The sequence below is a fragment of the Demequina sp. genome (genome assembly GCF_047975725.1).
Taxonomy (GTDB): Bacteria; Actinomycetota; Actinomycetes; order Actinomycetales; family Demequinaceae; genus Demequina.
In genome coordinates this window covers 115,132-137,501 of the sequence record NZ_JBKEED010000021.1, presented here as the reverse complement: position 1 = coordinate 137,501, position 22,370 = coordinate 115,132, and the positions used below count along the sequence as shown (strand labels likewise).

At 64.9% G+C, this 22,370-nt stretch carries 20 protein-coding genes; 7 read left to right on the top strand and 13 right to left on the bottom strand.

The window, feature by feature from the left end; genetic code table 11:
• Positions 1 to 2: 2 nt before the first annotated feature.
• Entirely contained in the window at positions 3 to 239 is a 237-nt protein-coding gene (locus ACK5NO_RS07975) for a glutaredoxin family protein (protein WP_416812135.1), read from the bottom strand.
• 65 nt (positions 240 to 304) lie between these two features.
• Here ACK5NO_RS07975 and ACK5NO_RS07970 point away from each other — a divergent pair, with 65 nt between their 5' ends.
• The 5 genes from ACK5NO_RS07970 (at position 305) to ACK5NO_RS07950 (ending at position 5,135) form a co-directional block, all read left to right on the top strand.
• The gene (locus ACK5NO_RS07970; protein ID WP_416812134.1) at positions 305 to 1,153 is read left to right on the top strand and encodes an HAD family hydrolase; all 849 of its coding nucleotides are present in this window, start codon (positions 305 to 307) and stop codon (positions 1,151 to 1,153) included.
• A 539-nt stretch (positions 1,154 to 1,692) separates the two neighbouring features.
• Positions 1,693 to 3,036, top strand: coding sequence for a site-specific integrase (locus ACK5NO_RS07965; RefSeq protein ID WP_416812133.1), 1,344 nt, complete (start codon positions 1,693 to 1,695; stop codon positions 3,034 to 3,036).
• A 230-nt stretch (positions 3,037 to 3,266) separates the two neighbouring features.
• Complete coding sequence (locus tag ACK5NO_RS07960) at positions 3,267 to 3,494, top strand: helix-turn-helix domain-containing protein (RefSeq protein ID WP_416812132.1); 228 nt, start codon at positions 3,267 to 3,269, stop codon at positions 3,492 to 3,494.
• 475 nt (positions 3,495 to 3,969) lie between these two features.
• Positions 3,970 to 4,959: a hypothetical protein gene (locus tag ACK5NO_RS07955; RefSeq protein WP_416812131.1), complete on the top strand. Its 990-nt coding sequence runs from the start codon at positions 3,970 to 3,972 to the stop codon at positions 4,957 to 4,959.
• Positions 4,956 to 5,135, top strand: a complete 180-nt coding sequence (locus tag ACK5NO_RS07950; protein WP_416812130.1) for a hypothetical protein — start codon at positions 4,956 to 4,958, stop codon at positions 5,133 to 5,135. The genes ACK5NO_RS07955 and ACK5NO_RS07950 overlap by 4 nt, the downstream gene beginning before the upstream one ends.
• Before the next feature lie 1,256 nt (positions 5,136 to 6,391).
• Here the strand turns inward: ACK5NO_RS07950 and ACK5NO_RS07945 are convergent.
• The 12 genes from ACK5NO_RS07945 to ACK5NO_RS07890 form a co-directional block, all read right to left on the bottom strand.
• Complete coding sequence (locus ACK5NO_RS07945; RefSeq protein ID WP_416812129.1) at positions 6,392 to 6,889, bottom strand: hypothetical protein; 498 nt, start codon at positions 6,887 to 6,889, stop codon at positions 6,392 to 6,394.
• On the bottom strand, positions 6,886 to 8,019 hold the full coding sequence (locus tag ACK5NO_RS07940) for a hypothetical protein (protein ID WP_416812128.1): 1,134 nt from the start codon (positions 8,017 to 8,019) through the stop codon (positions 6,886 to 6,888). The genes ACK5NO_RS07945 and ACK5NO_RS07940 overlap by 4 nt, the downstream gene beginning before the upstream one ends.
• A gap of 475 nt (positions 8,020 to 8,494) precedes the next feature.
• Positions 8,495 to 9,076 carry a recombinase family protein gene (locus ACK5NO_RS07935; RefSeq protein WP_416812127.1) on the bottom strand — a complete coding sequence of 194 codons (582 nt, stop codon included), beginning with the start codon at positions 9,074 to 9,076 and terminating at the stop codon, positions 8,495 to 8,497.
• 77 nt (positions 9,077 to 9,153) lie between these two features.
• Positions 9,154 to 9,552: a hypothetical protein gene (locus ACK5NO_RS07930; protein WP_416812126.1), complete on the bottom strand. Its 399-nt coding sequence runs from the start codon at positions 9,550 to 9,552 to the stop codon at positions 9,154 to 9,156.
• A 566-nt stretch (positions 9,553 to 10,118) separates the two neighbouring features.
• Positions 10,119 to 11,267: an ATP/GTP-binding protein gene (locus tag ACK5NO_RS07925; RefSeq protein WP_416812125.1), complete on the bottom strand. Its 1,149-nt coding sequence runs from the start codon at positions 11,265 to 11,267 to the stop codon at positions 10,119 to 10,121.
• Positions 11,268 to 11,687: 420 nt separating this feature from the next.
• Positions 11,688 to 15,047, bottom strand: a complete 3,360-nt coding sequence (locus ACK5NO_RS07920) for a DEAD/DEAH box helicase family protein (RefSeq protein WP_416812124.1) — start codon at positions 15,045 to 15,047, stop codon at positions 11,688 to 11,690.
• Between the two features lie 56 nt (positions 15,048 to 15,103).
• Positions 15,104 to 16,189 carry a restriction endonuclease subunit S gene (locus ACK5NO_RS07915; RefSeq protein ID WP_416812123.1) on the bottom strand — a complete coding sequence of 362 codons (1,086 nt, stop codon included), beginning with the start codon at positions 16,187 to 16,189 and terminating at the stop codon, positions 15,104 to 15,106.
• Positions 16,186 to 17,640: a type I restriction-modification system subunit M gene (locus tag ACK5NO_RS07910; RefSeq protein ID WP_416812122.1), complete on the bottom strand. Its 1,455-nt coding sequence runs from the start codon at positions 17,638 to 17,640 to the stop codon at positions 16,186 to 16,188. Before ACK5NO_RS07910 ends, ACK5NO_RS07915 begins: the two co-directional genes overlap by 4 nt.
• Positions 17,641 to 17,719: 79 nt before the next feature.
• Positions 17,720 to 18,769 carry a hypothetical protein gene (locus ACK5NO_RS07905; protein WP_416812121.1) on the bottom strand — a complete coding sequence of 350 codons (1,050 nt, stop codon included), beginning with the start codon at positions 18,767 to 18,769 and terminating at the stop codon, positions 17,720 to 17,722.
• A gap of 80 nt (positions 18,770 to 18,849) precedes the next feature.
• Positions 18,850 to 19,350 carry a hypothetical protein gene (locus ACK5NO_RS07900; RefSeq protein ID WP_416812120.1) on the bottom strand — a complete coding sequence of 167 codons (501 nt, stop codon included), beginning with the start codon at positions 19,348 to 19,350 and terminating at the stop codon, positions 18,850 to 18,852.
• Between the two features lie 329 nt (positions 19,351 to 19,679).
• Positions 19,680 to 19,778 (bottom strand): 30S ribosomal protein bS22, encoded by a 99-nt coding sequence (locus ACK5NO_RS07895; RefSeq protein ID WP_005504750.1) that lies wholly within the window; start codon positions 19,776 to 19,778, stop codon positions 19,680 to 19,682.
• A 67-nt stretch (positions 19,779 to 19,845) separates the two neighbouring features.
• Positions 19,846 to 20,085 (bottom strand): helix-turn-helix domain-containing protein, encoded by a 240-nt coding sequence (locus ACK5NO_RS07890; RefSeq protein WP_416812119.1) that lies wholly within the window; start codon positions 20,083 to 20,085, stop codon positions 19,846 to 19,848.
• A 179-nt stretch (positions 20,086 to 20,264) separates the two neighbouring features.
• On the opposite strand from ACK5NO_RS07890, the gene ACK5NO_RS07885 reads away from it, so the two are divergent.
• A complete protein-coding gene (locus ACK5NO_RS07885; protein ID WP_416812118.1) occupies positions 20,265 to 21,638 on the top strand; it encodes a TrkH family potassium uptake protein in 1,374 nt (457 codons plus the stop codon).
• Complete coding sequence (locus ACK5NO_RS07880; RefSeq protein ID WP_416812117.1) at positions 21,631 to 22,290, top strand: potassium channel family protein; 660 nt, start codon at positions 21,631 to 21,633, stop codon at positions 22,288 to 22,290. The genes ACK5NO_RS07885 and ACK5NO_RS07880 overlap by 8 nt, the downstream gene beginning before the upstream one ends.
• The last annotated feature ends 80 nt before the right edge of the window (positions 22,291 to 22,370 follow it).

The window sequence follows — 22,370 nt, the reverse complement described above, 5'->3', positions numbered from 1 at the left end:
GCTCACGCGAGGGCGGAACGGAGCCTGTCAGGGTCAATGCGCCAGAAGCCGACCACCTGGTCGTCGACGATCACGACGGGCACCTCTTCGGCAAAGCGCTCTACGAGTCGCGGATGCGAATCGACGTCGACCTCACGCCAGTCGACCCCCTGCTGGGAGCACACGTCCGCGACCACGACCCGCGCATCGACGCACAGATCGCACCCCTGGCGGGTGATGAGGCTGACGCGGGCTGGCACGGCTCACAGCCTACGTTCATCTGAGAGGTTTACAGGGCGCGTCGCGTGGTCGGTAGGCTTGAAGGGTGACTGACGCCGGCCCCGGCGGTGACGCTGTGCGTCTCGCGGCCTTTTTCGACGTGGATAACACGATCGTGCGCGGAGCCTCGGCGTATCACATTGCCCGCGGCCTGCATCAGCGTGGTTACCTGCGCAAACGCGACATCATGCGGTTTGGTTGGGAACAGGCAAAGTACACGCTGTTTGGCGAGTCCAAGGAACAGATCGACGACCTGCGCCGCGAGGGCCTTGGCATCATCAAGGGCTGGTCGGCCGCCGAGATGAACGCGGTGGGCGAAGAGGTCTACGACGAGGTCCTCGGTATGCGCATCTTCCCCGGCACCAAGGCGATCATCGACGAGCACCGCGCCCAAGGCCACGAAGTGTGGCTCGTGACGGCCTCCCCCATCGAGGTGGGCCGCGTCATCGCCCGCCGGCTCGGGGTGACCGGTGCGCTCGGCACTGTCGCTGAGCAGGAGGGCGGGTACTACACGGGACGCCTCGTGGGCGACATGCTTCACCGCGAGGCCAAGGCGGCCGCGGTGCGGCGGTTGGCGACCGAGCGCGGACTCGACCTGTCGCGGTCCTTCGCCTACGGCGACTCGACCAACGACGGGCCCATGCTCCAGGCCGTGGGCAACCCGTGCGCGATCAACCCCGACGTGCGACTGCGCAAGCAGGCCGCCGCCGCCGGCTGGCCCATCCGCGAGTTCCGCAAGCGCCGCAAGTCCGGCCGGCGCGGGGTCGTGAAGGCCTCGATCGCCGGCACCGTGTGGGCCGCGCTGGCCGTGGTGCGCGGAGTGCGGGGCGCGCTGCGCTCGGTGTGGCGCCGGTCGGGGTCTGCGCGCTCCGACGAGCAGGCCCGCGACCTCTAGCCTCGCTCCTCTCCCCGTTTTTCCGTCAAATGGATCCATTTGGTTCGTGACGGCGGCGTGAGCCCCAGTCAAATGGATCCATTTGGCTTGTGAGGAGGGCGGGCCTTCCCAGCAAATGGATCCATTTGGCTTGTGAAGGTCGTGTGCAGGCGGAGGGCCGATGCGCTGGCTGGCTTCTCGCCCCAGGCACGACAACGCCCGCGCCACCATCAGGTGACACGGGCGTGTGCGTGCGTGTGGCCGGGACGTGCCCGGCGAGACGCTACTTCTTGTTGCGGCGCTGGTGGCGCGTCTTGCGAAGGAGCTTGCGGTGCTCGTCCCGACTACGCCGCAACATGGGTCTCTACCAGGGGCATCACTCATCGGCACCAGAAGCGGCCTGCCGCCCCGATTGCACAGACGTGCATAGATCTGCACCTGCCTGAACGCCGAATTTCACGTCAATCGCACAGCGGGGTGGCTCCCTGGACAGGCACGCCGCGCCTGCCACGGTGAGCAACACCGCGGCCCAGAGAGCCGCCCAACCGAGAGCGAGAGACATGGCAACCGCCAGGAAGAGCAAGAGGCAGAAGACTCACAACTACCCCGAGGACCGCCGATCGTGGGGGTCGGTCCGCCCGTCGGGCCGTACCGCGTTCCAGGCCTCGTACACGGGACCGGATCGCGACCGCCACAAGGGCCCGCACACGTTCAGCTCGAAGGCGGCGGCTGGCGCGTGGCTCCTGCAGGAGAAGGCGCTGATTGAGGCCGGCACGTGGACTCCCCCCACGGTCCGCGCTATCGAGAAGGCACTCGCCGAGCAGAGGGAGGCGCGCGTGACCCTCGAGGGCTACGGTCGCGACTGGGTCGCCACCCACCCGCTTCACGACTCGACGCGCAGGCTCTACCTCTATGTGCTCGAGCGTCACGTCTTCCCGGCCCTCGGACACCTCCCGCTGACGCACATCGATCCGATCCACGTGCGAGAGTGGTACGCCAACGCGAAGCAGGCAGGCACAGCAGCACGACCGCTTGAGCAGGCATACAGCACCCTGAGGTCGCTGATGTCGACCGCGGTGAAGGAGCGCCTGATCTCCTCAAACCCGTGCACCCTCACGCGGGTGATCAAGCCCGCGTCCAAGAAGGCCGGCGCGATCCTCACGGCAGCGGAACTTGATGCGGCCGGCGACGCGATGTGCACCGTCGACGACGATGATGCGCTGCGCGCCGCGGGACGCAACAAGCTCGCGCGCGCCGCTGCGCGCGGTATCAACCACCCGGAGTGGCGCGCGCTGATCCTTCTGAGCGGCTGGTGCGCGCTCCGGACGGAGGAGCTGCAGGCGCTGCAGAGGAGGCATCTCGATCTGCGGAACGGGGTCGTGCACGTCGAGCAGGCGGCCTACTACCTCCGGCCTGACCACAACGAGGGAACCGAGGGAGAGTGGCGCATCGGACCCGTCAAGGGCGAGGGCGAACGCACGGTCACCATTCCGCCGCATATCCTGCCGGCCCTGCGTCAGCACATCGACAACTACTGCAAGGCCGACCCCGAGGCGTGGGTGTTCCTTCCGCAGCGAGAGCTCGCGGCTCACCTCAAGTCAAAGCTCCGGCACAAGTCCACCGACAAGCCCGGCGCGGCGACACCGCCGCTTAAGCTGCTCAGTTCGTCTACAGTGCACGGCGCTTGGAAGCGCGCACTTGCGATGGTCGGCGCACCTGACATTCCGTTCCATCACCTGCGGCACACCGGGGCCTCTCTCGCCTCACGCGCCGGCGCGACCACAGCCGAAGTCATGGCGAGGCTTGGCCACTCGACCCCTCGAACGGCGATGATCTACCAGCACTCGACCGTCAAGCGCCAGGAGACCATCGCGGGCGGCCTCTCGGAGCTTCCGCGCGACTAGACGAGCCGACAGGCACGCAGTCAGCCAGGGGCCAGTCGAGCAGGCGGGCCCCTGGCGACGCTGGACGACGCACCCGCGACACGCCGACGACGGATTCTTCTACGGGCGACCGGCGGCTCAAAGCACCTGATGAACGATGACCCTACTACACTTTCGCGAAAGTCATCCCTGGTAGATGGCGACTAGGGTCCCTCGAATCGGGTCTCCCTGATGCAAGACTTGGACTCACCATGAAGAGCAACGCACGCCGAACCAACCGGCCCACCACGCCCACCAACCGCAAGAACCTCCTGACGATCAAGCAGACCGCGGAGTACGTCGGGTACAGCGAGCGCACCGTATACAACCTGATCAACTCGGGCTACCTGCCCGCGTACAAGGTCCGGGGCGTGACGGGTATCAGGATTCGCCACGAGGACGCCGAGGGGCTCCTCGTGCCCTTCCGCGCCGCCGCCTAACTAAGCGGCCGCACCGCAGGGTGCGCCGCGCCAACCGCTTCCGAAAGGAGCCAACCGACCTCGTCGAGACACCGCGTCTCACCCAACAGCCACGCACGAAGCGGAGCAGGCCGGCAACGCCGCCAACCTCGCAAGCGCAGCGCGTGCGCGGTCCCGCCAACCAGCGCGTCGGGGCCGCTCCCCCCTCCAAGCACGACCTGTGCCGAATAGGTCACGCGCCAAGTCGCTCGGTACCTGCCGAACCTGCGCCACCGCCCGGCGATCGCGAGCGGCAGCAACCATCACGCCCCAGGCGCACGGAGCCCGTGCGCCTCATTCCGCACGCCCAATTCACCCGAAAGGAAGCCGAATTGCTCAGCCCCCGACCGATCACGCTGGCGACGCCGGCCTACCCGGCGCTTGCACTGCTCCACCTTCTCGCTCAAGGAGTAGCTCGACTCTCCGGTAACCAGATCCACAGCTGGGCAGTAGCCGTATGAGCCTCGCACAGGTCCTCTGGATTGCCGCGCGCACCAAGCTGCTCCAGCGACTTCTCGCGATGTCTGCGGTGATGCTGCGCCTCCGCCCCGGCCACAGCAAGACCTGCGGTGTCGCGCCGCAGCCGGGTCGCCAGGTCAGCCTCGACAGGGACGACATCCGCGCGTTCTACTCGGGACGCGCCCGGTGCAACGCCTACAACCTCTGTCCACGATGCTGCCGCGGCAAGCTGCGAGCCCTGCGGCGCGAGATCACCACCCTCTTCAAGGACTGCCTGACTCTCAAGCGGGACACCATGATGGTCTCCTTGTCGCTCGGCTTTCCCCCGAACACCTCGCTGGCCACGCGGTGGGACCTTCTGCAGGCCGTGCTCGAATCTCTGAGTGACGACAAGTCGGTGCGCAACGCCCGCAAGGCGGTCGGGAAGGAACGCGGATACCTCAAGGTCACGCATCTCCTTCATGGTGATCTCGGATGGCACGCGCACGTACACCTCATCTACATCCTGAACCGCACCATCACCGATGAGGAGGCTGCGCGCCTCGAAACGGCCGAGAGCCTCGCCTGGCAGCGCCTTGCCAAGAGCAAGGGCTGCATCGGCTATCCGCCCGCGCAGCGCCACCGGCTAGTCGATCGCACCGAGAAGGATGCCGCAGCGACAGCCCGCTACCTCACCAAGGCTCTCGAGGAGATCGAGTTCGGCGACGCGCATGTGGAGAAGGACAGATTCGCGTGCGCGGCTGACCGGGGAAATCGCTCTGCATGGCAGCTCATCGCGAGCGCAGCGCTTGCTGGCGACGTTGCTGCGGAAGCGCCGATTCGCGAGTGGAGCGCCGTCGTCAGCAACCCGCGAACCCACAACATGTTCCTCCGGCCTACGACGCTCATGGAGAGGCTCCACGCGGCGGCGAGCGCCGAGCGGAACTCCCGACGCAGAGCCCTGCGAATCGCGAAAGAGTTCGACCACAACGAAGGGATGGCGGCGTGAACGCGCAACAGCCTTCTGACCCGAGCCCGTTCGAGTTCGTCGACTTCACCGGCCTCGCGCGGCGGCCGTTCACGCAGGCATTCCTCGAGGACCTGGTCCGAAGCGGCACGGAGTGGGAGGAGGTGAGCAAGTTCTGCGACCGCTACGCGATCCCGATTCGCAGGCGCTCCGTCTGAGTGGCAGCGTCAACGTGCTGCACCGCACCAAGCGGGGCGTCTCACAGAGTCGTTCACGCGACGAAAGAAACGCAACGTCCCTGCCGCGCCAGGTCGGGCCATGCGCCGACGCGCCATTGGGCACACGCCGGCGGGGGCCTACCTGTGCGAGAGGTATGGGATCTCCGAGTAGAGGATCTCGGGCTTTGGAGCCAACGCTTCTGCGGGCCGCCGATACAGGCTCTCGATCGCCCTTCCGTCTGAAGGCCCCCCACCCGGACCGATCCGCACATGCCTGATCGCCGACTCCCGCATAGTGGATGCGCCAGCGACGCGCTGGTCGACTCGAACATACGGGACTAGTCGACCCCCGGACGCTCGCAAGAGAGGTGCTTGATCGCGGAAGCCGCTCGTGACGAATCGTACTTCGCGCTCGGCTGCGAATGCAGGGTGCTTGACCATGAGCATCACGTGGACTAGCGCGAACTCCTGCACGGTCGAAAGCGAGTACGGATTCACTGTCCCGGTGCGCACCTGCGACGGCATCCACTGCAGCGCAAACTCGACCGCCTCCCGCATCCTCGCGACCTGGACAACGGGGTCGTAGACCACGCCCACCCAAGATGCCCAGGTCGAAGCTCCGTTCGCTCTGCACCCCTGATTGCCGGCGTATCCAACCTGGTGTCAAGCCCAATCGCATAGCCCGCTCCGCCGGCGTAGTGGGCCCACTGATTGAGTAAGTCACCATCCTCAGACGCACTAATGACGAATACCCGCTCTAGCGCGCGCTGGGGGAGCCCCTCCACCAGGAAGTCCATGGCAGCCACTTGGGAACGGCTGAGGTTGTCCTTGTTGCATGCGTGCCACACGTCTTCAAGCAGAGAAGCGCCATAGTGAACCTCGGAACGATCGTTCATTGCATACGGCGCGCTAGCCCAGAGTTCATGGCGCTCGAGAATCCCTGCGAGACCAGTCGCATCGGTGTAGTGCCAGACAGTTGCGGGCGCTGACCGCATCGCCGAGGGCGGCATCATTGACGTCGTCTCGTTGCGCACGAACTGCCAGTCGCCTACCTGCATGCCGCATAGCATCCCACTCCTCAAGCGGGCCATGCCCACGCGCCCGCCTACTGCCACAGGTCACGTTCACGGAGTTCGCACCTCGGACCGCACCGAATCGACCGCGGTCGGATCTTGCCTGCCGAAGCGATCAAGCGTCGCGGGCATCCAGGTCTCGAACCTCGAGCGTCTCTGCCCCGGGACCGCGTACGGGCTGACCTAAGGAGTTGGCAGGCCCGGACGCTCGCCTTTGGACTCGAGTCCATTCTTGGCCGCGAAGAATGCGAGCTGCTTGGCCTTGCGCTCAATCGCGCTGCTCCCAAACGGGCGAAGATCAACGTACGCGTGTCCGGGAGGTAGATCGCCCTCAGTAGCGCCGCGCTCCGAATCGTCAACCACACGCGCGCTCACGGTCGCTGTGGGACCGACCGGATTGTCAGGTGTATGTACGTCCCCCACCGAGACAGCCGCGCTGCCGGCGGTCCTGAAACCCAGGACATCACCGTAGTGGCGAGTTGCCTCGGCGGCACTCACGATTGACTCGCGCGAACACGACAGTTGCTTGCCGTCGTTGCGCTTGGGCTTGAACGCTGAACTCGAGATCACGCCGTCCTGGACCCAGTCCGGGTGGACCTGACGCCACAGGCGCTCGTCCACGTTGTCAACCTCAAACTCGCCCTCGACAAGAGCAGGCCACTCAACGTCACTGCCACTCACGCGGAGTCCCTTCTCGAGACAAAGAAGTCCGCGACGACGTCGACATCCGTGCTCTCTAGCTCCACAGCGTGATCAGTCGCTACCTCGAAGTAGTCAGCTCGGATCAGTGGGGTCCCCTCAAGAACCGCGGTCCACACGTCTGTCGCTGTGATCCACTGGGCCTGAATGCTTCCGTCCTCGAGCGGAAACAGTTTCGGGATCGCCATTCCGCGTGACACGCAACTCGCGACCAGATCTCGGGCCAACTCGATCGCAACCACATCCGGCGCGAGTCCATCCCCGTCCAACCAACCATCGTCAAGCGTCCACAATTCGAGGAGCCGCCCTGTCGTGGCGGAGTCATCTTGCGCCAGGAAGACCTCGACCGATCCGATGTCGTCGATCGCACTGATGCGATTGTCCGCCGAAACCGTGTAGTCGCAGTCCAATCGAACGTAGGCAGCCGACTCCTGGCTGTCCATCACAGCCACAAAGTCGTCGGTCAATGCATCATTGCTGTACTCCGCGTAGATCGTTACGCCATTGAGCTGCTTGAACTCAACCTTGCGCGATGTTCGGTAGACGCCTGTGATCTGGCCGACAACGATCCCGCTATCTTGGAAATCCTGCGCGTGAACAGCCGCTAGAAAGCGTCGCCGCACTTCCTTCGTGTATTTCGGCCTATGCCCTGGCTCGCCCGCGCTCGAAAACTCGATCCCCTCGTTCGGGCGCAACGTCTTCCCCAAGCCAAGGAAGAGACGCGCGAGCTCGGGTGGGAAATCCGCGGGAAGTCGGTTCTCCTCGACGATAGCCCAGAAGGCCCCATCGACGATGTCCTGTGCGTGGTCAAGAACCGTGACTGGCTCGAAGTCTAGTGTCGCCTCAGATACCGACGGTCGCGCGAGCACGGGCACCTTACTGCCGGGCTCAAAACTGACCAAGTCCAGCGAAACAGCTTGCGCGAAGCCCTTCGGCACGCGCTTCCGATCGGGATGTTGCCGCAGCCAGAGGTACTTCGCTGTCTCAAGAACGATTTTCTCGTAGTTGACGAGTTCGGTGAGGCTTCCGAGAGGGAAGCCTGGGCCCTCAAACCGACCGCCTGTGAGGCGCAAGCGGTTTGCCGACTCGCGGCTCGGCTCCTCCTCGGACATGGCCAGATCCTATCACAGCAGGTATTCACTCGTGTTGAGCCACCGTTGGAGGTCCAACTCGCACTCCGGCATCTTCGCAGTACCGCTGACACGCGTGGCGGCAAACCTCGGTATCGGCAACGACGGCCCCGAGCTCACCCCTACACCTGCGCGGATTGCGCCAAATAGGTCGAACCTGCCCGGCCGCAGGCGCACAGATCCCTTGTCGGCCGGGTTCGCGGTCATCGCGCGCGCTCCGAGGCTGCCTTGTGTTCGGGTGGTTCGCGTGAGACCCGCGGTCTCGCGCTGATCGCCGGCGGCGCTCCGCAACACATCCCGGCAATCGAAGGCACCACGTCCGCAAGCCGTTCGACGAACGAACACATCGCGAGGGCTGCGCCCGCCAGCGTACGAGCGGTGTCCGAAAGGGCCGTCCGCTGGTGTGTCCGCTGAGGGGAGGCCATCCGGACGCGCGCGCCGGCCCGGACGCCGACCCCTAGCCGCTGACGACCGCTGCCTTGTCGATCTCGCGGTAAACGGTCGCGCGCCCGACACCAAACAACTCGGCTATCTCCGCAATGGAGTGCCCTCCCGCGCGATGGAGTTGCACGAGGTGCGCAGCCTGCCGTCGGCTGAGCTTCGGGGCCTTTCCCTTGAGCCTGCCGCGCGCTTTCGCCACCGCCAGGCCTTCCCGCGTCCTACTGCGGACCAAGTCGGCCTCGAACTCCGCGATCATCGATAGTGCGCTGAAGAGAAGCCGGCCCACCGGATCTTGGGGATCATGGACAGAGCCCCCGATCGACAGCGCCACGCCCCGGCGAGTCAACTCGTCCACGATGTCTCGCGCGTCCGGCACACTCCTTGCAAGACGGTCCAGCTTGGTGACCACCAACACGTCGCCGGGCCGACACGCCGCGACGGCCTCACGCAACCCAGGCCGGTCGTGGTTGGTTCCCGTGAGGCCATCGTCGGTATAGATCCGATCGGGCTCGACTCCGAGCTTGGCGAGTTGGGAAGCCTGCGCTTCAAGACCATATGCCTGGGCAGTTGTAGACACGCGCGCGTAGCCGACCTTCATACGACGAATTCTGCTCGGCCGGTCTGACAGCGACTCGGCGTGGCGATGCAGCGCTTCCGTGTCAGCACGCGGCGCTACTAGTTGCCGTTCAGTTCGGCTTCGTACTCGGCGGCCGATGCCATGAGCTCCGACTCAGTGACGTAGTCGTCCCATGACCTCAGATACGGACGGTCATAGTCGTCGCCGTTAGTGCAGAGCACGTCGTCATGCCAGTCGTAATTCATCGTCACGTCATACGAGCAGACCCACGCACCCTCGTCGGCCAGAGCCTCCGCCACAGCCTCATCAAAGAGCGCGTCGATCTCTGCTTGCGACGGAGCTTCGTAGTCCTCGACGGGTTCGCGCACTGGCGGCTCGTTCGCCGCCATCTGCATGGCCTCCTCGGATGGGCCGAATGAGCAGCCCCCGACGCCAAGTGCGATTCCGGATGCGAGTGCCGTTCCGGCAACTCGCCCCACCCCAGTCTTCAATGTCATGGCGACAAGTTAGCGATTCAGGTACTCAGCGCGACAGTAGGCACCGGTTCCAAACCCCAACCTCGCGCGGCGACGCCCCGAGGACTGCACGAGTCGACTTGCAGTGGATCTGCACGGCGGCGAGCGTCATGCGATTGGACCACGCGCCCCGCACTCGAAGGCGTGCGGCGCGGGCCGTCCAGGTTCCGTGGAGACGCGTGCACTGGCGGCCGACATTGCCCACTAGGGCGTACCGAGCTCCGATGGGCCAGGCTCTTCCCATACTCGCGCGTACTCTTCCGATACCTCTGGCCAGACGAGGCTGACGCCACTTGCGACCGAAGTGACGCGTTCCGCATCGGCCTCTCTCAGCACGAAGCTGTGGGTGATGAGCCTCCCGCTTCGGTCAGTGCGACCGAGCGGATCGGGGAATCGAAGAGCTACCGCGTCACCGACCCGTCGGAAGACCTCAGGGTCGTTCCCCACGCCTGCGAATACAGTTTCAAGGACAACGAGTGGATCGCTCGCGCCGCTGCTCCGGAGGAATCGAAAGCCCCAGTCTCGACCGCGGGTGGCCCACAGCAGAATCACTTCTTGCTCCGCAGGAGCACCTTCGCGCCCTCGCCGTCGTCCAAGTCGATGCGCATCTGCGTGAGCGCACCACTGAGCCCGTCGTGCTTCGAACGAGCGTCATGGTTCATAGCCTTGACCTTGTCTCCGCCCGCTTGGGCAACTGCGGCGATGAGGTCAGGAGGGATGAAGCGAACAAAGGGACCCACCCTGGGAATCTTTGCCCCGAGGCGAATCAGGGCGGCGGCGATGGGTCCGGCGTTCTCGGCCAGGTGGTCACTCACTCGACGGGGGAGATCCAGCGCACTCGCCCAGCGCGCGTGACGCTCGAACGGAAGCATGGACGCCAGGGGGATCATGAGGTCCACTCCGACACGGCGCTTGACGTCAATCTCACCTGGTTCGAACTGCGCTGACGACAGCAGCAGGAAGTCTTCTCCGATGGACAACGCCTGGCTTCCCTCGATGAAGCCTGTGATGACCTCGCGAAGCTCGTTGAGCTCACCTGCTGCCTTCAAGACAAGGAGATCGCGGAACCCGTAGACGTCCATCTCGGGCAGCAGATCGGCCTTGGACAGCGCCATCACCCATATCCGGGGGAACACCACGAGCGGCTTGCCGTCGGGGAGGAGGTCGTCCTTCAAGGACAACAGGCCATTCTTCAAGTTGCCTAGTAGCGATTTCAGATACCGCTCTTCCTCGCCCTTGTTATCGAGCAGGCGCTGTCCGTCGACGAACACCAACGCGACGTCTGAGCCGAGTAGCGCGCGGAATGTGTCAACACGACGCCGGGCTTCCTCTTCGCCGCTCACGCCCTGTTCGAACCACTCGCCCGGGTAGTCATGCCATCGGAGCTCGGCGGAATCGAAACTGCGCGCGGCGCTGCGTTGCGCATTCTGCCCATCCTTCAGCTTGAGCGTGAAGCCATAGGACGTCGCCGCGAAGCGCGTTGCCTCGGGTACGCGCGCCTGGTCCCTCATTCCGAGGTAGTTCCTGTGGAGCAGGTTCCCTTGGCCAATGTCCGATGCGACGACGTTAAGCATGGCGTGATCGGAGAAACCCGGCTCCTGAGCCGCACCGTAGAAGGACGAGACCAAGACGGTCTTGCCACTCCCGCTCTCGCCAAAGACCGCGATGTGCTGCTCAAGAACCCGCCGCTTTGCCATGACGAGAACCTACCGGTCAGCACCGCTGCGGGCCACAAGCCCCGGGCATTACGTGCCCGCACTCCTGCTGCCAGCCAAGCCAGGTGGCACCAGTTCCGTTCAACGAAACGGAAGGGACATCGGCGTCGGCCTCGCGGCGTGCGGGCACTACCGATCGGTCCAATCTCGGACGATGCGCACCATCAGAGCAAGCCCGTTTCGTTGGCTCACCAATCGGAGCAGATCGTGCGGGAGTTGATGCAAAACTGGCCACTCTCACGGCTAGGGACCCTCCCACATGTCTGCCTTGATTCGCCTGTCGACCGGTGCCGTCCGTGCCGACACCGGTCGCGCGGCCACATGCGCTCGCAGTTAGTTGTCACCGGCAGCGACGGACCCGGGGACAGCGACAAGCGAACGGCCCGAATCGACCACGAGCCGCTACGCGACCTCGGCAGGCACCGCCGTCCGGCGAATGTGGTGCAGCGTCTCCACGATGATGTCCACATCAGCCTCTGGGAAGAGGACGTCTGGCCCCATCGGCGCGTGGTCCGTGTAGGGCGACTCAAACAGTCGCGCGGGCTCCATCACCCCATTCTTCGTGAGCTCGTCGACGATGAGGTTCACGAACCGGATCTGGTCGGCCGACAGCCGGGTGCTGTCGAGGTACGACTCGAAGGCTTCCATCGCAGCGAGACGGTCCAGGCCGACAAGGTTGCGCACGAAGAGACCTAGGCCGCCAGCGCGCTCGACCGCAGAGTCGATATCGACATCGTGACCACCCGACGCGATGAGCATCCGCTTGAGTTCGTCGAGGTCGCTCTCAGTGAGTTGCCGGTTGCGGCGCAGGCGCTCGAGAGCAATGTTGTCGAGGTGCTGGCGCAGGTACGTCTCGGCCTTCGCGCGGAAGCGCTCGAAACTGATACCCGGGGTCACGGCCGGCAGCATGACCTCCGTCGCCTCACCGAGGGTGTCCTCGAAGTCGGTGTAGACGGGGTTGCGGGAGGTCTTCTCGATGAACCGCACCAGGCTGCGCAGCTTGCGACGGGCCTGCTCGAGCATCGGCAGCGTCACGTCGATCCACCACTCGTCGCCGGCAACTGACTCAAGGAGGACTGCCTGCTCGGCCACGGACGGGATCGCGGTCTTGCCCAGGAGGGACGATGCGATGGCTTGGACGGTCTCGCGGACCTTCTCCGCGGCGACCGCGTCGCTCTCCAGCTGAGCGAGCTGGCGGCGCAGGATGAGCAGGTCGAATCGCTTGGCCTGCTCGTCGTCGTCGCGTACCTGCGACGGCAGGCCCGCAAGCGTTGTCAGCGCATCGGAGTCCTCGGGGGTGAGCGTCGCCCATGCGTCAGCCTCGGAGTAGATCTCCACGGCCTTGCGGTGGGGGCGGACGACAAAGTTGTCCAAGTTCATGCCCGCCACGACCTCGTGCAGCGTCTCGACTGTCGAGGCACGAAGGTCGGACTCAGAGTCCTTCAGCGCGCTCACGAGACCCACGCGGGCCTCGAATAGCCGCTGGCTGAGCGATTTCTGGATCTGACCCTGGGAGCCGGGCAGGTCCTGGCTGAAGTACTCGAGATTGCTGCAGAAGTCGAAGACCAGGAAGTCGCTCTTGTCCTCGCCGGGACCGAACAGGTCGGGGCTGAGCCGGGTGCCGCGGCCGATCATCTGCCAGAACTTCGACTTCGAGCGCACCATCTTGAAGAACACGAGGTTGACCACCTCGGGTACATCGATGCCCGTGTCGAGCATGTCGACACTGATCGCGATGTGCGGTGCCTTGTCGGGGATGGAGAAATCGTCGATCAGCGACTGGGCGTACGGGGTTCCGTGGGTGATGACGCGGGCGAAGTGGCCCGCATATTCGGGATAGGCGAGGTCGAACCGCTTCTGGATGAACTCGGCGTGCTTCTGGCTCTTGGCGAAGACGATGGTCTTGCCCAGCCGGTCACCCCCGGCGACCTTGTAGCCCTGCACCATGAGGGTCTCGAGGACCTTGTCAACCGTGTCCTCGTTGAAGAGGAACCTGTTGAGCTCCTCCGCTCCGACCTCGTCGGGCGGGCCATCCTCACCCCAGTCAAGCTCGTCCCACTGGTCCTTCTCGTCCTCCGACAGCTCGGTGTACTGGATTCCCGACCGCATGAACTTCGTGCCAACGCTGACGCCTCGGGGCGGAACGAGGTAGCCCTCCGAGACCGCCTCCTCGAGCGAGTAGTTGTCGGTCGGGACACCGTCCTCGAGGTGGAAAAGTCGGTACGTGTTGTGGTCGACCTCGTCCTTCGGCGTCGCTGTCAGGCCGACGAGCATGGCATCGAAGTAGTCGAAGATCGCCCCGTACTTCGCATATACGGACCTGTGGGCCTCGTCGATCACGATCAGGTCGAAATAGCCCGGCCCGAAGCGACGAGCGCCGTCATCGACCTCATTGATAAGGTTCATCATCGTCGGGTACGTCGACACGTAGACGCGGCCCTCGATCGCCTTCTCCGTCACCAGGTTCACAGTCGTCGATCCCGACAGGTGCTCCTTGAATGCGTGCGCGGACTGGTTCACCAGCGCGGTGCGGTCCGCCAGGAACAGGACACGCTTGACCCAGTTCGTCTTCTGCAGCAGATCGATCAGCGCGATCGTCGTCCGGGTCTTGCCCGACCCGGTCGCCATCACCAGCAGTGCCTGACGCTGCTTGCGGTCGAACACATCCGCCACGGACTTGATCGCACGCACCTGATACGGACGCCCAGCGACGTCCGTGGACACCTCAGCCGACGACAGCGCCAAGCGCGTGTGGCGGCGCTGGATCATCAACTCCAGTTCGTCCGCCGTGTAGAACCCCTGCGTTTCGCGGGGCGGGTAACCGCCGGCATCGTCCCAGATCCGGTGCTCGTACCCGTTGGTGTAGAAGATCACGGGCCGGCGACCAAACTTGGCCTCTAGACAGTCGGCATAGAGCTTGGCCTGCTGCTGGCCAACTTCGGGCGACTTCGAGGTGCGCTTGGCCTCCACCACCGCGAGCGGCAACCCGTCCGCGCCCCACAGCACGTAGTCGACGAAGCCCTTGCCCTCATTGTTGGGCATCCCCGTGATCTCGTACTCGCGGTCGCGCTCCTGATCGAGAGGCCAGCCCGCCTCATGGAGCAGCAGGTCGATGAACAGGTCCCGCGTGGTCGCTTCGTCGTAGTCACGAGTGTCCGGAGCGACTGCCTTCTGCGCCTGTGCGATCTGCTCCTGCAGACGGGAGATCTCCGCCTCACGCGCGGCGAGCTTCTCATCCTTCTCGGACAGTTCGCGTGCGTGAGCCTCGTCCTGTGCCTTGAACTTCTCGGCTAGCCGCGCCAGCTCTTCGCGAGACAGCGGGGCGGCCCTGGCGGCAAGCGCAGGATCGAACTGCGCCTGCAGCGGGACGATGCCAGGCTTGGGCGAGTGGTGATACGAAACCCACACCACCACGTTGAACAGCTCACGCAACACCGCGCGGGCGACGTCTGGACGTACCGCACGGTTCTCGTGAACCGCGGCATTGCCCGCCTTGCGGATCAACGTCAGCTTCTGGACGATGCCCAGGGGCACCCGACGCTTGAACCCGGCATCGCCGATCTTCGCCGCCAGATCATCTCGGTACGGCACAGGCAATGCCAGCACGTCGTAGAGGTACTCGACCAGTTCCTCAACGACGCGCCTGCTGTAGAAACACGCCGAACGAGGATCTGAAGCGAGGTACGACTCCGCCCGCGCACAATCCCCATGCACCGACGGCAACGTCTGCTGGACAAAGTCAAAGTTCCCCACGGCCGCCATTCTGTCGTATTGCCGTTGGCGCTAGTCGGAGACGCTCCTGCTGCGCGAAAGTTTCGCTAAAGCTCGCCGCGAAACGCGCGCGCTTGGAGTGAGGTGAAGAGTTCGTCGTCACGCTCAACTGCCGTCATCACTTGGTCGCGTCGCCGATGCAATTCGACAGTGCGTCGCGCAAATTCTCGCTGTCGGTCGAGAGGTGGCAGCGGGACTTGCAGTTCGCGCCCATACTGCTTCGCATTGATATTGGGCTGCGCAACAACCTTCTGGCGAGCAGAGACCCAACTCGAGTAGGCGGATGTCCTAGTGAACCCGAACAGGAAGTCGGGGTCGATGAGCTCTGGATCGGGGCGAAACCGAATGAGGTAGCCCGCGAATACAGCCGGGCCATCAGCGGAGCGATATCGATACGTCTTGCCAACGGTCGCTCCCGAGCGCGCGAATAGAACGTCGCCATCCTCGAGGCGATACTGGGCCCACTGGCGAGGTTCCCCACCCGGGGCGCGAACATCGTCGTTCAACCGACCATTCTCTGCGATGTCGGTGATTCGAAGGTAGCGTGGCAGCGCCGCGTCAGGTTCTGTGCCCGGCACGCCGGCACCGTACTCGCCAGCGACGATGCACACCGCTTCGAGGGATGTCGTCGGCCAGTCCTGGCGGCCAAACATGTCGTGGAAGATCGCCTGGGCGAGGTCGTCGAGGTGGGCGAGGACTTGGCGGCGCTTGGCGCGCAATGCGTCGGCCTTGTCGAGGATCGCCGCGATCCTTTGTTGCTCCGATAGCGACGGCACGTCGATCGCGAGCCGATACACGTCGTCCCGGTTCAGTCCGGGAATCGCGGCGGACTTGTTCATCGTCTCCATGCGGAGAGAACGGAGCATCCAGTACGACCATCGGAGGTCGATGTCCGGGCGCTGAGCCTTCACGTAGTACGCGGTGTCGATCGGCCATGCCGGTCCGTCGATCCACGTGACGCTGCCGATGCTGCCCTTGCGTCCCACCACAATCGTCGGCGAGCCGGTGATCCCAACGTCGTGGCCTCCGACAACACCGCCAGAGCCGACAACCGGGATGTCTCCACCGGAACGATCGGACGCCTTGAGTGCCTTGCCATACGCGAGCTCGAGTACCTCTCCGACGAGCGTCACGAGAGCATTGCCTTGAGTTCGGCGAGCCCAGTTGCGATCTCAGTTTCGAGCTTCTCGATGTCGTTGATAATGTCGATTGGCGCGCGGTGTGCGATCTCGTCGTGGACGATTTCCTTGTAGCGGTTGAGTGAGAGGTCGTAGCCCTGGGCGGCGATGTCAGCCTTGGGGACCATGAACGACTGCTCCGTGCGGGCACGGTCAGCCTCTGCGTCGCGGTTGTTCCATCGTGCGAGCACATCGGGCAGGTCGTTGGCGTCGACGGGGTTGCGCTTGTCGTCGAGCGAGTAGCCGTCGGCTTGGACGTCGTAGAACCAGACGCTGTCGGTGCCGCCAGAGTTCGTCTTAGTAAAGAACAGGATCGCGGTCGACACTCCCGCGTACGGGCGGAAGACGCCAGAAGGGAGCTTCACGACAGCGTCAAGTTTCTGGTCCTCGACGAGCGCCTTGCGCAGTGCCTTGTGTGCAGTGGAGGAGCCGAAAAGGACTCCGTCAGGGACGATCACTGCGGCGCGGCCGCCCGGCTTGAGGAGCTTGAGGAACAGCGCCAGGAACAGCAGCTCGGTCTTCTTGGTCTTGACGATGCGCTGCAGGTCCTTCGCAGTGGACTCATAGTCCAGCGATCCGGCGAAGGGCGGGTTGGCGAGGATCAGCGTGTACTTGTCAGCGTCCGCGGCCGCCCCTTCGGACAGGGAGTCGCGGTAACGGATGTCGGGTGCTTCGACGCCATGCAGGAGCATGTTCATCGAGCCAATTCGCAGCATCGTCGAGTCAAAGTCGTAGCCGTGGAACATCGACCTGTGGAAGTGCGTGCGCTGTCTCGCATCGAGCAAAGCACCAGCGTGGGCGTCGCGAACGTACTCGCTGGCGGCGACGAGGAAGCCGGCGGTTCCGCAGGCAGGATCGCAGATCTCGTCCGCCGGTGTCGGCGCGGTCATCTTGACCATCAGCTCGATGATGTGACGAGGCGTGCGGAACTGGCCATTGACGCCAGCCGAGGCAATCTTGGACAGCAGGTACTCGTAGAGGTCGCCGTTGGTGTCGCGGTCGCCCATGGGGACCTCGTCGAGCATGTCGACGACCTTGGATAGCAGCGCCGGAGTGGGGATCGTGAAGCGTGCGTCCTTCATGTGCTCGCTGTAGGTGGTGCCGTCGCCAAGTCCGCGCAGTTGAGGGAAGACTTCGTCGGCGACGGTCTTGTGCATCACCTCGGGCGAGGCGTTCTTGAGCTGGCTCCATCGCAGATGCGCCTGGCCGGGCAAGAACACCGGGTTCTCGACTTCGCCGCGGGTGACGCGGGCCTTCTTCTCGGCCAACGTCTGGTTGTCGTCCAAGCGGCGGATGAACAGCAGGTAGGTGATCTGCTCGATCACCTCCAGCGGGTTGCTGATGCCTCCCGACCAGAAGGCGTCCCAGACGCGGTCGATCTTGCTCTTGAGTTCCCCAGTGATCACCTTCGCGATTCTAGTCGCCGACTACATGGGACTCTTCCGAGCCATCGGGCGCGCTGGCGAGCCGGTAGGTCGGAGTCGCCTACGAATCCCCCCGCACATCGGGCCAGGGGTGAGCCACACCACCTGGATAGTGGCGGATCGCATCGAGGTGGAGCGCCATCGCGCGCCTGGCGCGCACGACCATGTGGTCAGAACTCGCAGCACCACGCACGTCCACTGCGCCACGCTCCTCGAGCACTTGGACGATCCGCTTGAGCGTCCTCGTCGTCAGGCCCGTCAACGCCTCGAGTTGGACCATCGAGACGCTCGGTAGCCCGATGGCGATGTCGAGGACGCACTGCTGGTTACAAGTGAGTTCGCGACTCCTTGTCCGGGCAGAGCCGCCAGCGCGAGCGACCTCGCCCGCCGCGCTCTCGACAAAGAACCCTGCTGCATGGGCCGCGTGAGCGACGGCCCTGAAGTAGACAGCGAGGGCCTCGTCCACCCGCGCCTCGCTCGGCACTCCACCCCCTGCGACGGCGGTCTCGATCGTCTCCCACGCACCGGGAGCCGAGTGCAGCGCCCACGACACGGGAGGGAAGCGCAGGTCGAAGCAAGCGCCGGCCCGCGCGAGCACGACAAGGCCGATATGACGAGCCACTATTGCTGTGCGCGGGTCTGACGGCACGACGGCGGCAACGCACATCGTCGCGATGGCAGCCTGCACGAGCGCGGGTGCGCGGGATTCGTCGAGGCACTGAGCGATGTCATCGGTCAGCACCGTGGACGCACGCAGCGAAGCCGCGTCTCGTAGGCCCGAGTCCTGGCCGCGCAGGACACTCGACACTACGACGGCGTTGTCATCACTCCAGCGACCGTGGTGCCGCACGGTGAGCCCAAGCATCGCCTGGAGCGTCCCAGCCGCGGCCGTCGCGGCGTCGCCCATATCCAGCGCGTAGTCACGGCGCGTGAACGCCTCACGCATGCGACGTTCGTTCACCGAGCCGAACGCGAGAGTCGCAGATGCAGCCGCCTCGCGCTTTGCGATGGCCCACGTCCCAGCGTTGGTGAGGAGCGCTCGATGGACGCCATCCAAGTAGCCAATCGATCGTGACGCATCGGCAAGTGCAGCGAGGGTCGCAGCACTCATCTCCACAGGCACCTGCGACGGCAGTACGAACGTTGGCGCGGCCGTCTGACCCCGCGGCGCACCGTAGGCATCCACGTCGGCTACCCGAGGTTGCGCTCAAGCGCGAGCCTGCCACCCAGCACATACCTGTTCTTGACGATGGTGACGGTATTCGTGCTCAGCTCAAGGCCATCTGCTGCCGCGACCACGGAGAGGCGACCGGCGAGTACCTCCTCGATGGCGTAGGCGATCGCCTCGCGGGATCTGCGGCGCTCGTCGCTCTGTCGCTGCAGTCCGATGATCGCCTGCCTGCCGCCGGCGAGGAACACACCCAGCTCGAGGGCCGAAGGCGGGTCTCCGGCCGCCACGCGCGATGCCGGCGCTCCGGCAAGAACCTCAAGGATCGCCGCCACCTTGACGTTGCCGCGAAGTGCCTGGTCACGCGTGGGCTTGACGCGACCTGCGAGGAGGCGCGCATCGGCCTCGCGGGCAGCCACAGCATCGGCTGCTCGGGACATTGCCGCCTCGGCAACGGACTCACCATCCACGGCAACCGGCCTTTCGGCCGCCCGGGCCATCCACATCGAACTCAGCGTTCCCATCCCACACCTCCGTCGGGCCACGGCTCGACCGAGGAGCCGCGGGGCACCATGCCCGCGCGGAGAGTAGCCACGCGACCCGAAGCAGTTCAGCAACCTGCATGCCACGCGCGACGGCCCACCCGCAGCACCGCGCGTGGCCTCGCGCAGCACCTTCATGGCGCGCCGCGGCGGACACGCAAAACGCCCCCTGCATCCCGCTTGAGCGGGAGAGGGGGCGTTTCATGCTCGCCTCCGCGAGCACCCAGGGCTAGGTTGACACTGACCTGAATCGCACGCGAATGGCACGAGCCATTCGCCAAACATTCAGGTCAGAAGCAAAACCCCTGGTATTACTTCTTGTTGCGGCGCTGGTGGCGCGTCTTGCGAAGGAGCTTGCGGTGCTTCTTCTTCGACATGCGCTTGCGACGCTTCTTGATGACGGATCCCACGGAACCTACCTCAGATAGATGACGGTGCTACGGCGTCCAGTGCGCGCTGGACGCGACAGACAGCGACCTAGCCTACCGTGCCGGAGCGGCGCTCGTCATCTTCAGCGGTAAGGCCGCCGTTGAGCTCGGCCTGTTCCATGAAGGTCTGGACTGCCGCTGCGGGCACGCGGAAGGAGCGCCCAAAGCGCACAGCAGGCATGTCGCCCGCGTGAACCCAGCGGTACACCGTCATGCGGGACACGCGCAGCATCTGCGCCACCTCGGCGACAGTGAGGAACGTGGTGCGCGACGCGCCGTTGTCAGCCATGCGGTGTCCTGTTCTCCCTCAGATAGCGATCGGCACAGGTATCGGCCGTTCGCTGACTTAACTGTAGTGGCAGGTGTGACAGTTGTGAAGTGTGGGAAACCTGCCGATGATGGGATTATGCGGGGGTAACCCGTCTTGCCGCGGCCTGTCCGGCCCGGCCGCGGAGGATGAGGAGTCGGATGGACACGCTGCGCCAGGTGCGCGCCGCCGTAGGCGACTGGATCGACCAGTCGGTGCTCCGTTCTCCCGCACGCCTAGCACTGGGCAGCTTCGCGCTCGTCATCCTGCTGTTCACCGGCCTGCTCTCACTGCCCGCCGCTACCGCCGACGGCCATCGCGCGCCGTTCATCGACGCGCTCTTCACCGCTACCTCAGCGGTGTGCGTCACGGGGCTCACCACCGTCGATACCGGCACGTATTGGTCCCCCTTTGGCCTCGCGATCATCGCGACCGCGATCAAGGTGGGTGGCCTGGGGATCATGACTCTGGCCTCCCTCGCGGGCCTGGCGATCACGCGCCGCTTGGGACTCACTCAGCGCCTGCTGGCGGCCGGTGAGGCCCGTGCGGCAGGGCTAGGCGACCTGCGCTCGCTCCTGCGGACCGTCGTGGTCGTGTCGTTCTCGGTCGAGATCGTCATCGCACTGATCCTGTTCCCGCGCTTTCTGACACTCGACTACGGCCTGGGACGCTCGGCTGGCTACGCGGCCTTCTACGCGGTCTCGGCCTTCAACAACGCGGGGTTCACCCCCGATCCCATCGGGCTGTACCCCTACGCCGGCGACTTCTGGATGCTCGTGCCTATCGCCCTGGGCGTGTTCATCGGCGCCTTGGGCTACCCCGTCTACCTCAACATGGTGCGCGGCTGGCGGCGGCCCCGACAGTGGTCGCTGCACACCAAGCTCACGCTGATCATGGTGAGCATCCTCGGGTTCATCTCCGCAGCGTTCCTCGCGGTGTTCGAATGGTCCAACCCCGACACGCTCGGCGATCACTCGACCGCCCAGACCATCGGCAACATCTTCTTCCAGTCCATCAACCAGCGCTCGGGCGGCTTCGCGTCCTTCGACATTGGCAAGGCGCGCGAACAGACGTGGCTGCTTGAGGACGTGCTGATGTTCATCGGAGGCGGCTCGGGATCGACCGCGGGCGGTATCCGCGTGACTACCCTCGCGGTGCTTCTCCTGGCGATCTGGGCCGAGGCACGCGGTAGGCGAGACATCGAGGCGTTCGGCAAGCGCATCGGCACTGAAGTGCTGCGTGGCGCCGTCGCGATCACCCTCATCTCGCTCTCGATCGTGATCGTGTGCACGGGCGTGTTCATGGCGCAGACCAACATCCCACTGGACCGCTCGCTGTACGAGGTGGTCTCCGCCTACGCGACGTGTGGACTGTCCACCGGCATCACTGGTTCGCTGCCCTCCGACGCCAAGGTCACGCTCATTGTCGCGATGTACCTGGGCCGCGTGGGCTCGCTCACGATCGCTGCCGCGCTAGCGTTGAACAAGCAGCGGCGTGCGATCCGCTACCCGTCAGAAAGGCCCCTCATTGGCTAGCAACACCGCCTCCGGCGTGCTCGTGATCGGTCTCGGGCGCTTTGGCTCCGCCTTGGCCAACTCCCTCGACGGCATGGACCAAGAGGTCCTCGCCATCGAGCGCGACCCCATGCTGGTGGAGCGCTACTCCAAGTTCTTCCCCGTCGTTGAGGCCGATGCGGCAGACCCTCTCGCTCTCGAGCAGGCTGGCGTACATGACTTCTCCGCAGCCGTGGTCGGCGTTGGCACGTCGCTTGAGGCCTCGGTGCTCATCACCGGAAACCTGGTCGACTTTGGCATGCAGGAGATTTGGGCGAAGGCCATCTCCGAGGAGCACGCCAAGATCCTGCGGCGCATCGGCGCCCACCACGTGGTGCTGCCCGAGTCCGATGCGGGTTATCGCGTCGCTCACCAGGTGGGTGGCCGCATGCTCGACTACATCGAGATCGACGAGTCCTTCTCGATCATCAAGATGCGCCCGCCCAAGGAGACCCACAACTTCTCCCTGGCAGACCTCCAGTTGCGCGACAAGTACGGCGTCCAGGTGATCGGCGTCATGTCCCCCGACGGCGAGTTCGAGTACGGCCGCAAGGACACCGTGGTGCACCCGGACGACATCCTCGTGATCGGTGGCGACGAGGACCTCGTCATGAGGTTCGCCAACCGCCCGTAGCGCCTTCCGGGCGCACCCTTCCCCGCCCGCCCCTTCACGATAAAAATGGATCCATTTGACGGGGCAGGGGGATCGGGCGA

Bases quoted from the DNA above. Each gene is read 5' to 3' on its own strand.
- ACK5NO_RS07925 (WP_416812125.1), bottom strand. From the start codon at position 11,267: ATGGCAAAGCGGCGGGTTCTTGAGCAGCACATCGCGGTCTTTGGCGAG.
- ACK5NO_RS07885 (WP_416812118.1), top strand. From the start codon at position 20,265: ATGGACACGCTGCGCCAGGTGCGCGCCGCCGTAGGCGACTGGATCGAC.
- ACK5NO_RS07930 (WP_416812126.1), bottom strand. From the start codon at position 9,552: ATGACATTGAAGACTGGGGTGGGGCGAGTTGCCGGAACGGCACTCGCA.
- ACK5NO_RS07960 (WP_416812132.1), top strand. From the start codon at position 3,267: ATGAAGAGCAACGCACGCCGAACCAACCGGCCCACCACGCCCACCAAC.
- ACK5NO_RS07890 (WP_416812119.1), bottom strand. From the start codon at position 20,085: ATGGCTGACAACGGCGCGTCGCGCACCACGTTCCTCACTGTCGCCGAG.
- ACK5NO_RS07955 (WP_416812131.1), top strand. From the start codon at position 3,970: ATGAGCCTCGCACAGGTCCTCTGGATTGCCGCGCGCACCAAGCTGCTC.
- ACK5NO_RS07940 (WP_416812128.1), bottom strand. From the start codon at position 8,019: ATGTCCGAGGAGGAGCCGAGCCGCGAGTCGGCAAACCGCTTGCGCCTC.
- ACK5NO_RS07900 (WP_416812120.1), bottom strand. From the start codon at position 19,350: ATGGGAACGCTGAGTTCGATGTGGATGGCCCGGGCGGCCGAAAGGCCG.
- ACK5NO_RS07965 (WP_416812133.1), top strand. From the start codon at position 1,693: ATGGCAACCGCCAGGAAGAGCAAGAGGCAGAAGACTCACAACTACCCC.
- ACK5NO_RS07920 (WP_416812124.1), bottom strand. From the start codon at position 15,047: ATGGCGGCCGTGGGGAACTTTGACTTTGTCCAGCAGACGTTGCCGTCG.
- ACK5NO_RS07935 (WP_416812127.1), bottom strand. From the start codon at position 9,076: ATGAAGGTCGGCTACGCGCGCGTGTCTACAACTGCCCAGGCATATGGT.
- ACK5NO_RS07905 (WP_416812121.1), bottom strand. From the start codon at position 18,769: ATGAGTGCTGCGACCCTCGCTGCACTTGCCGATGCGTCACGATCGATT.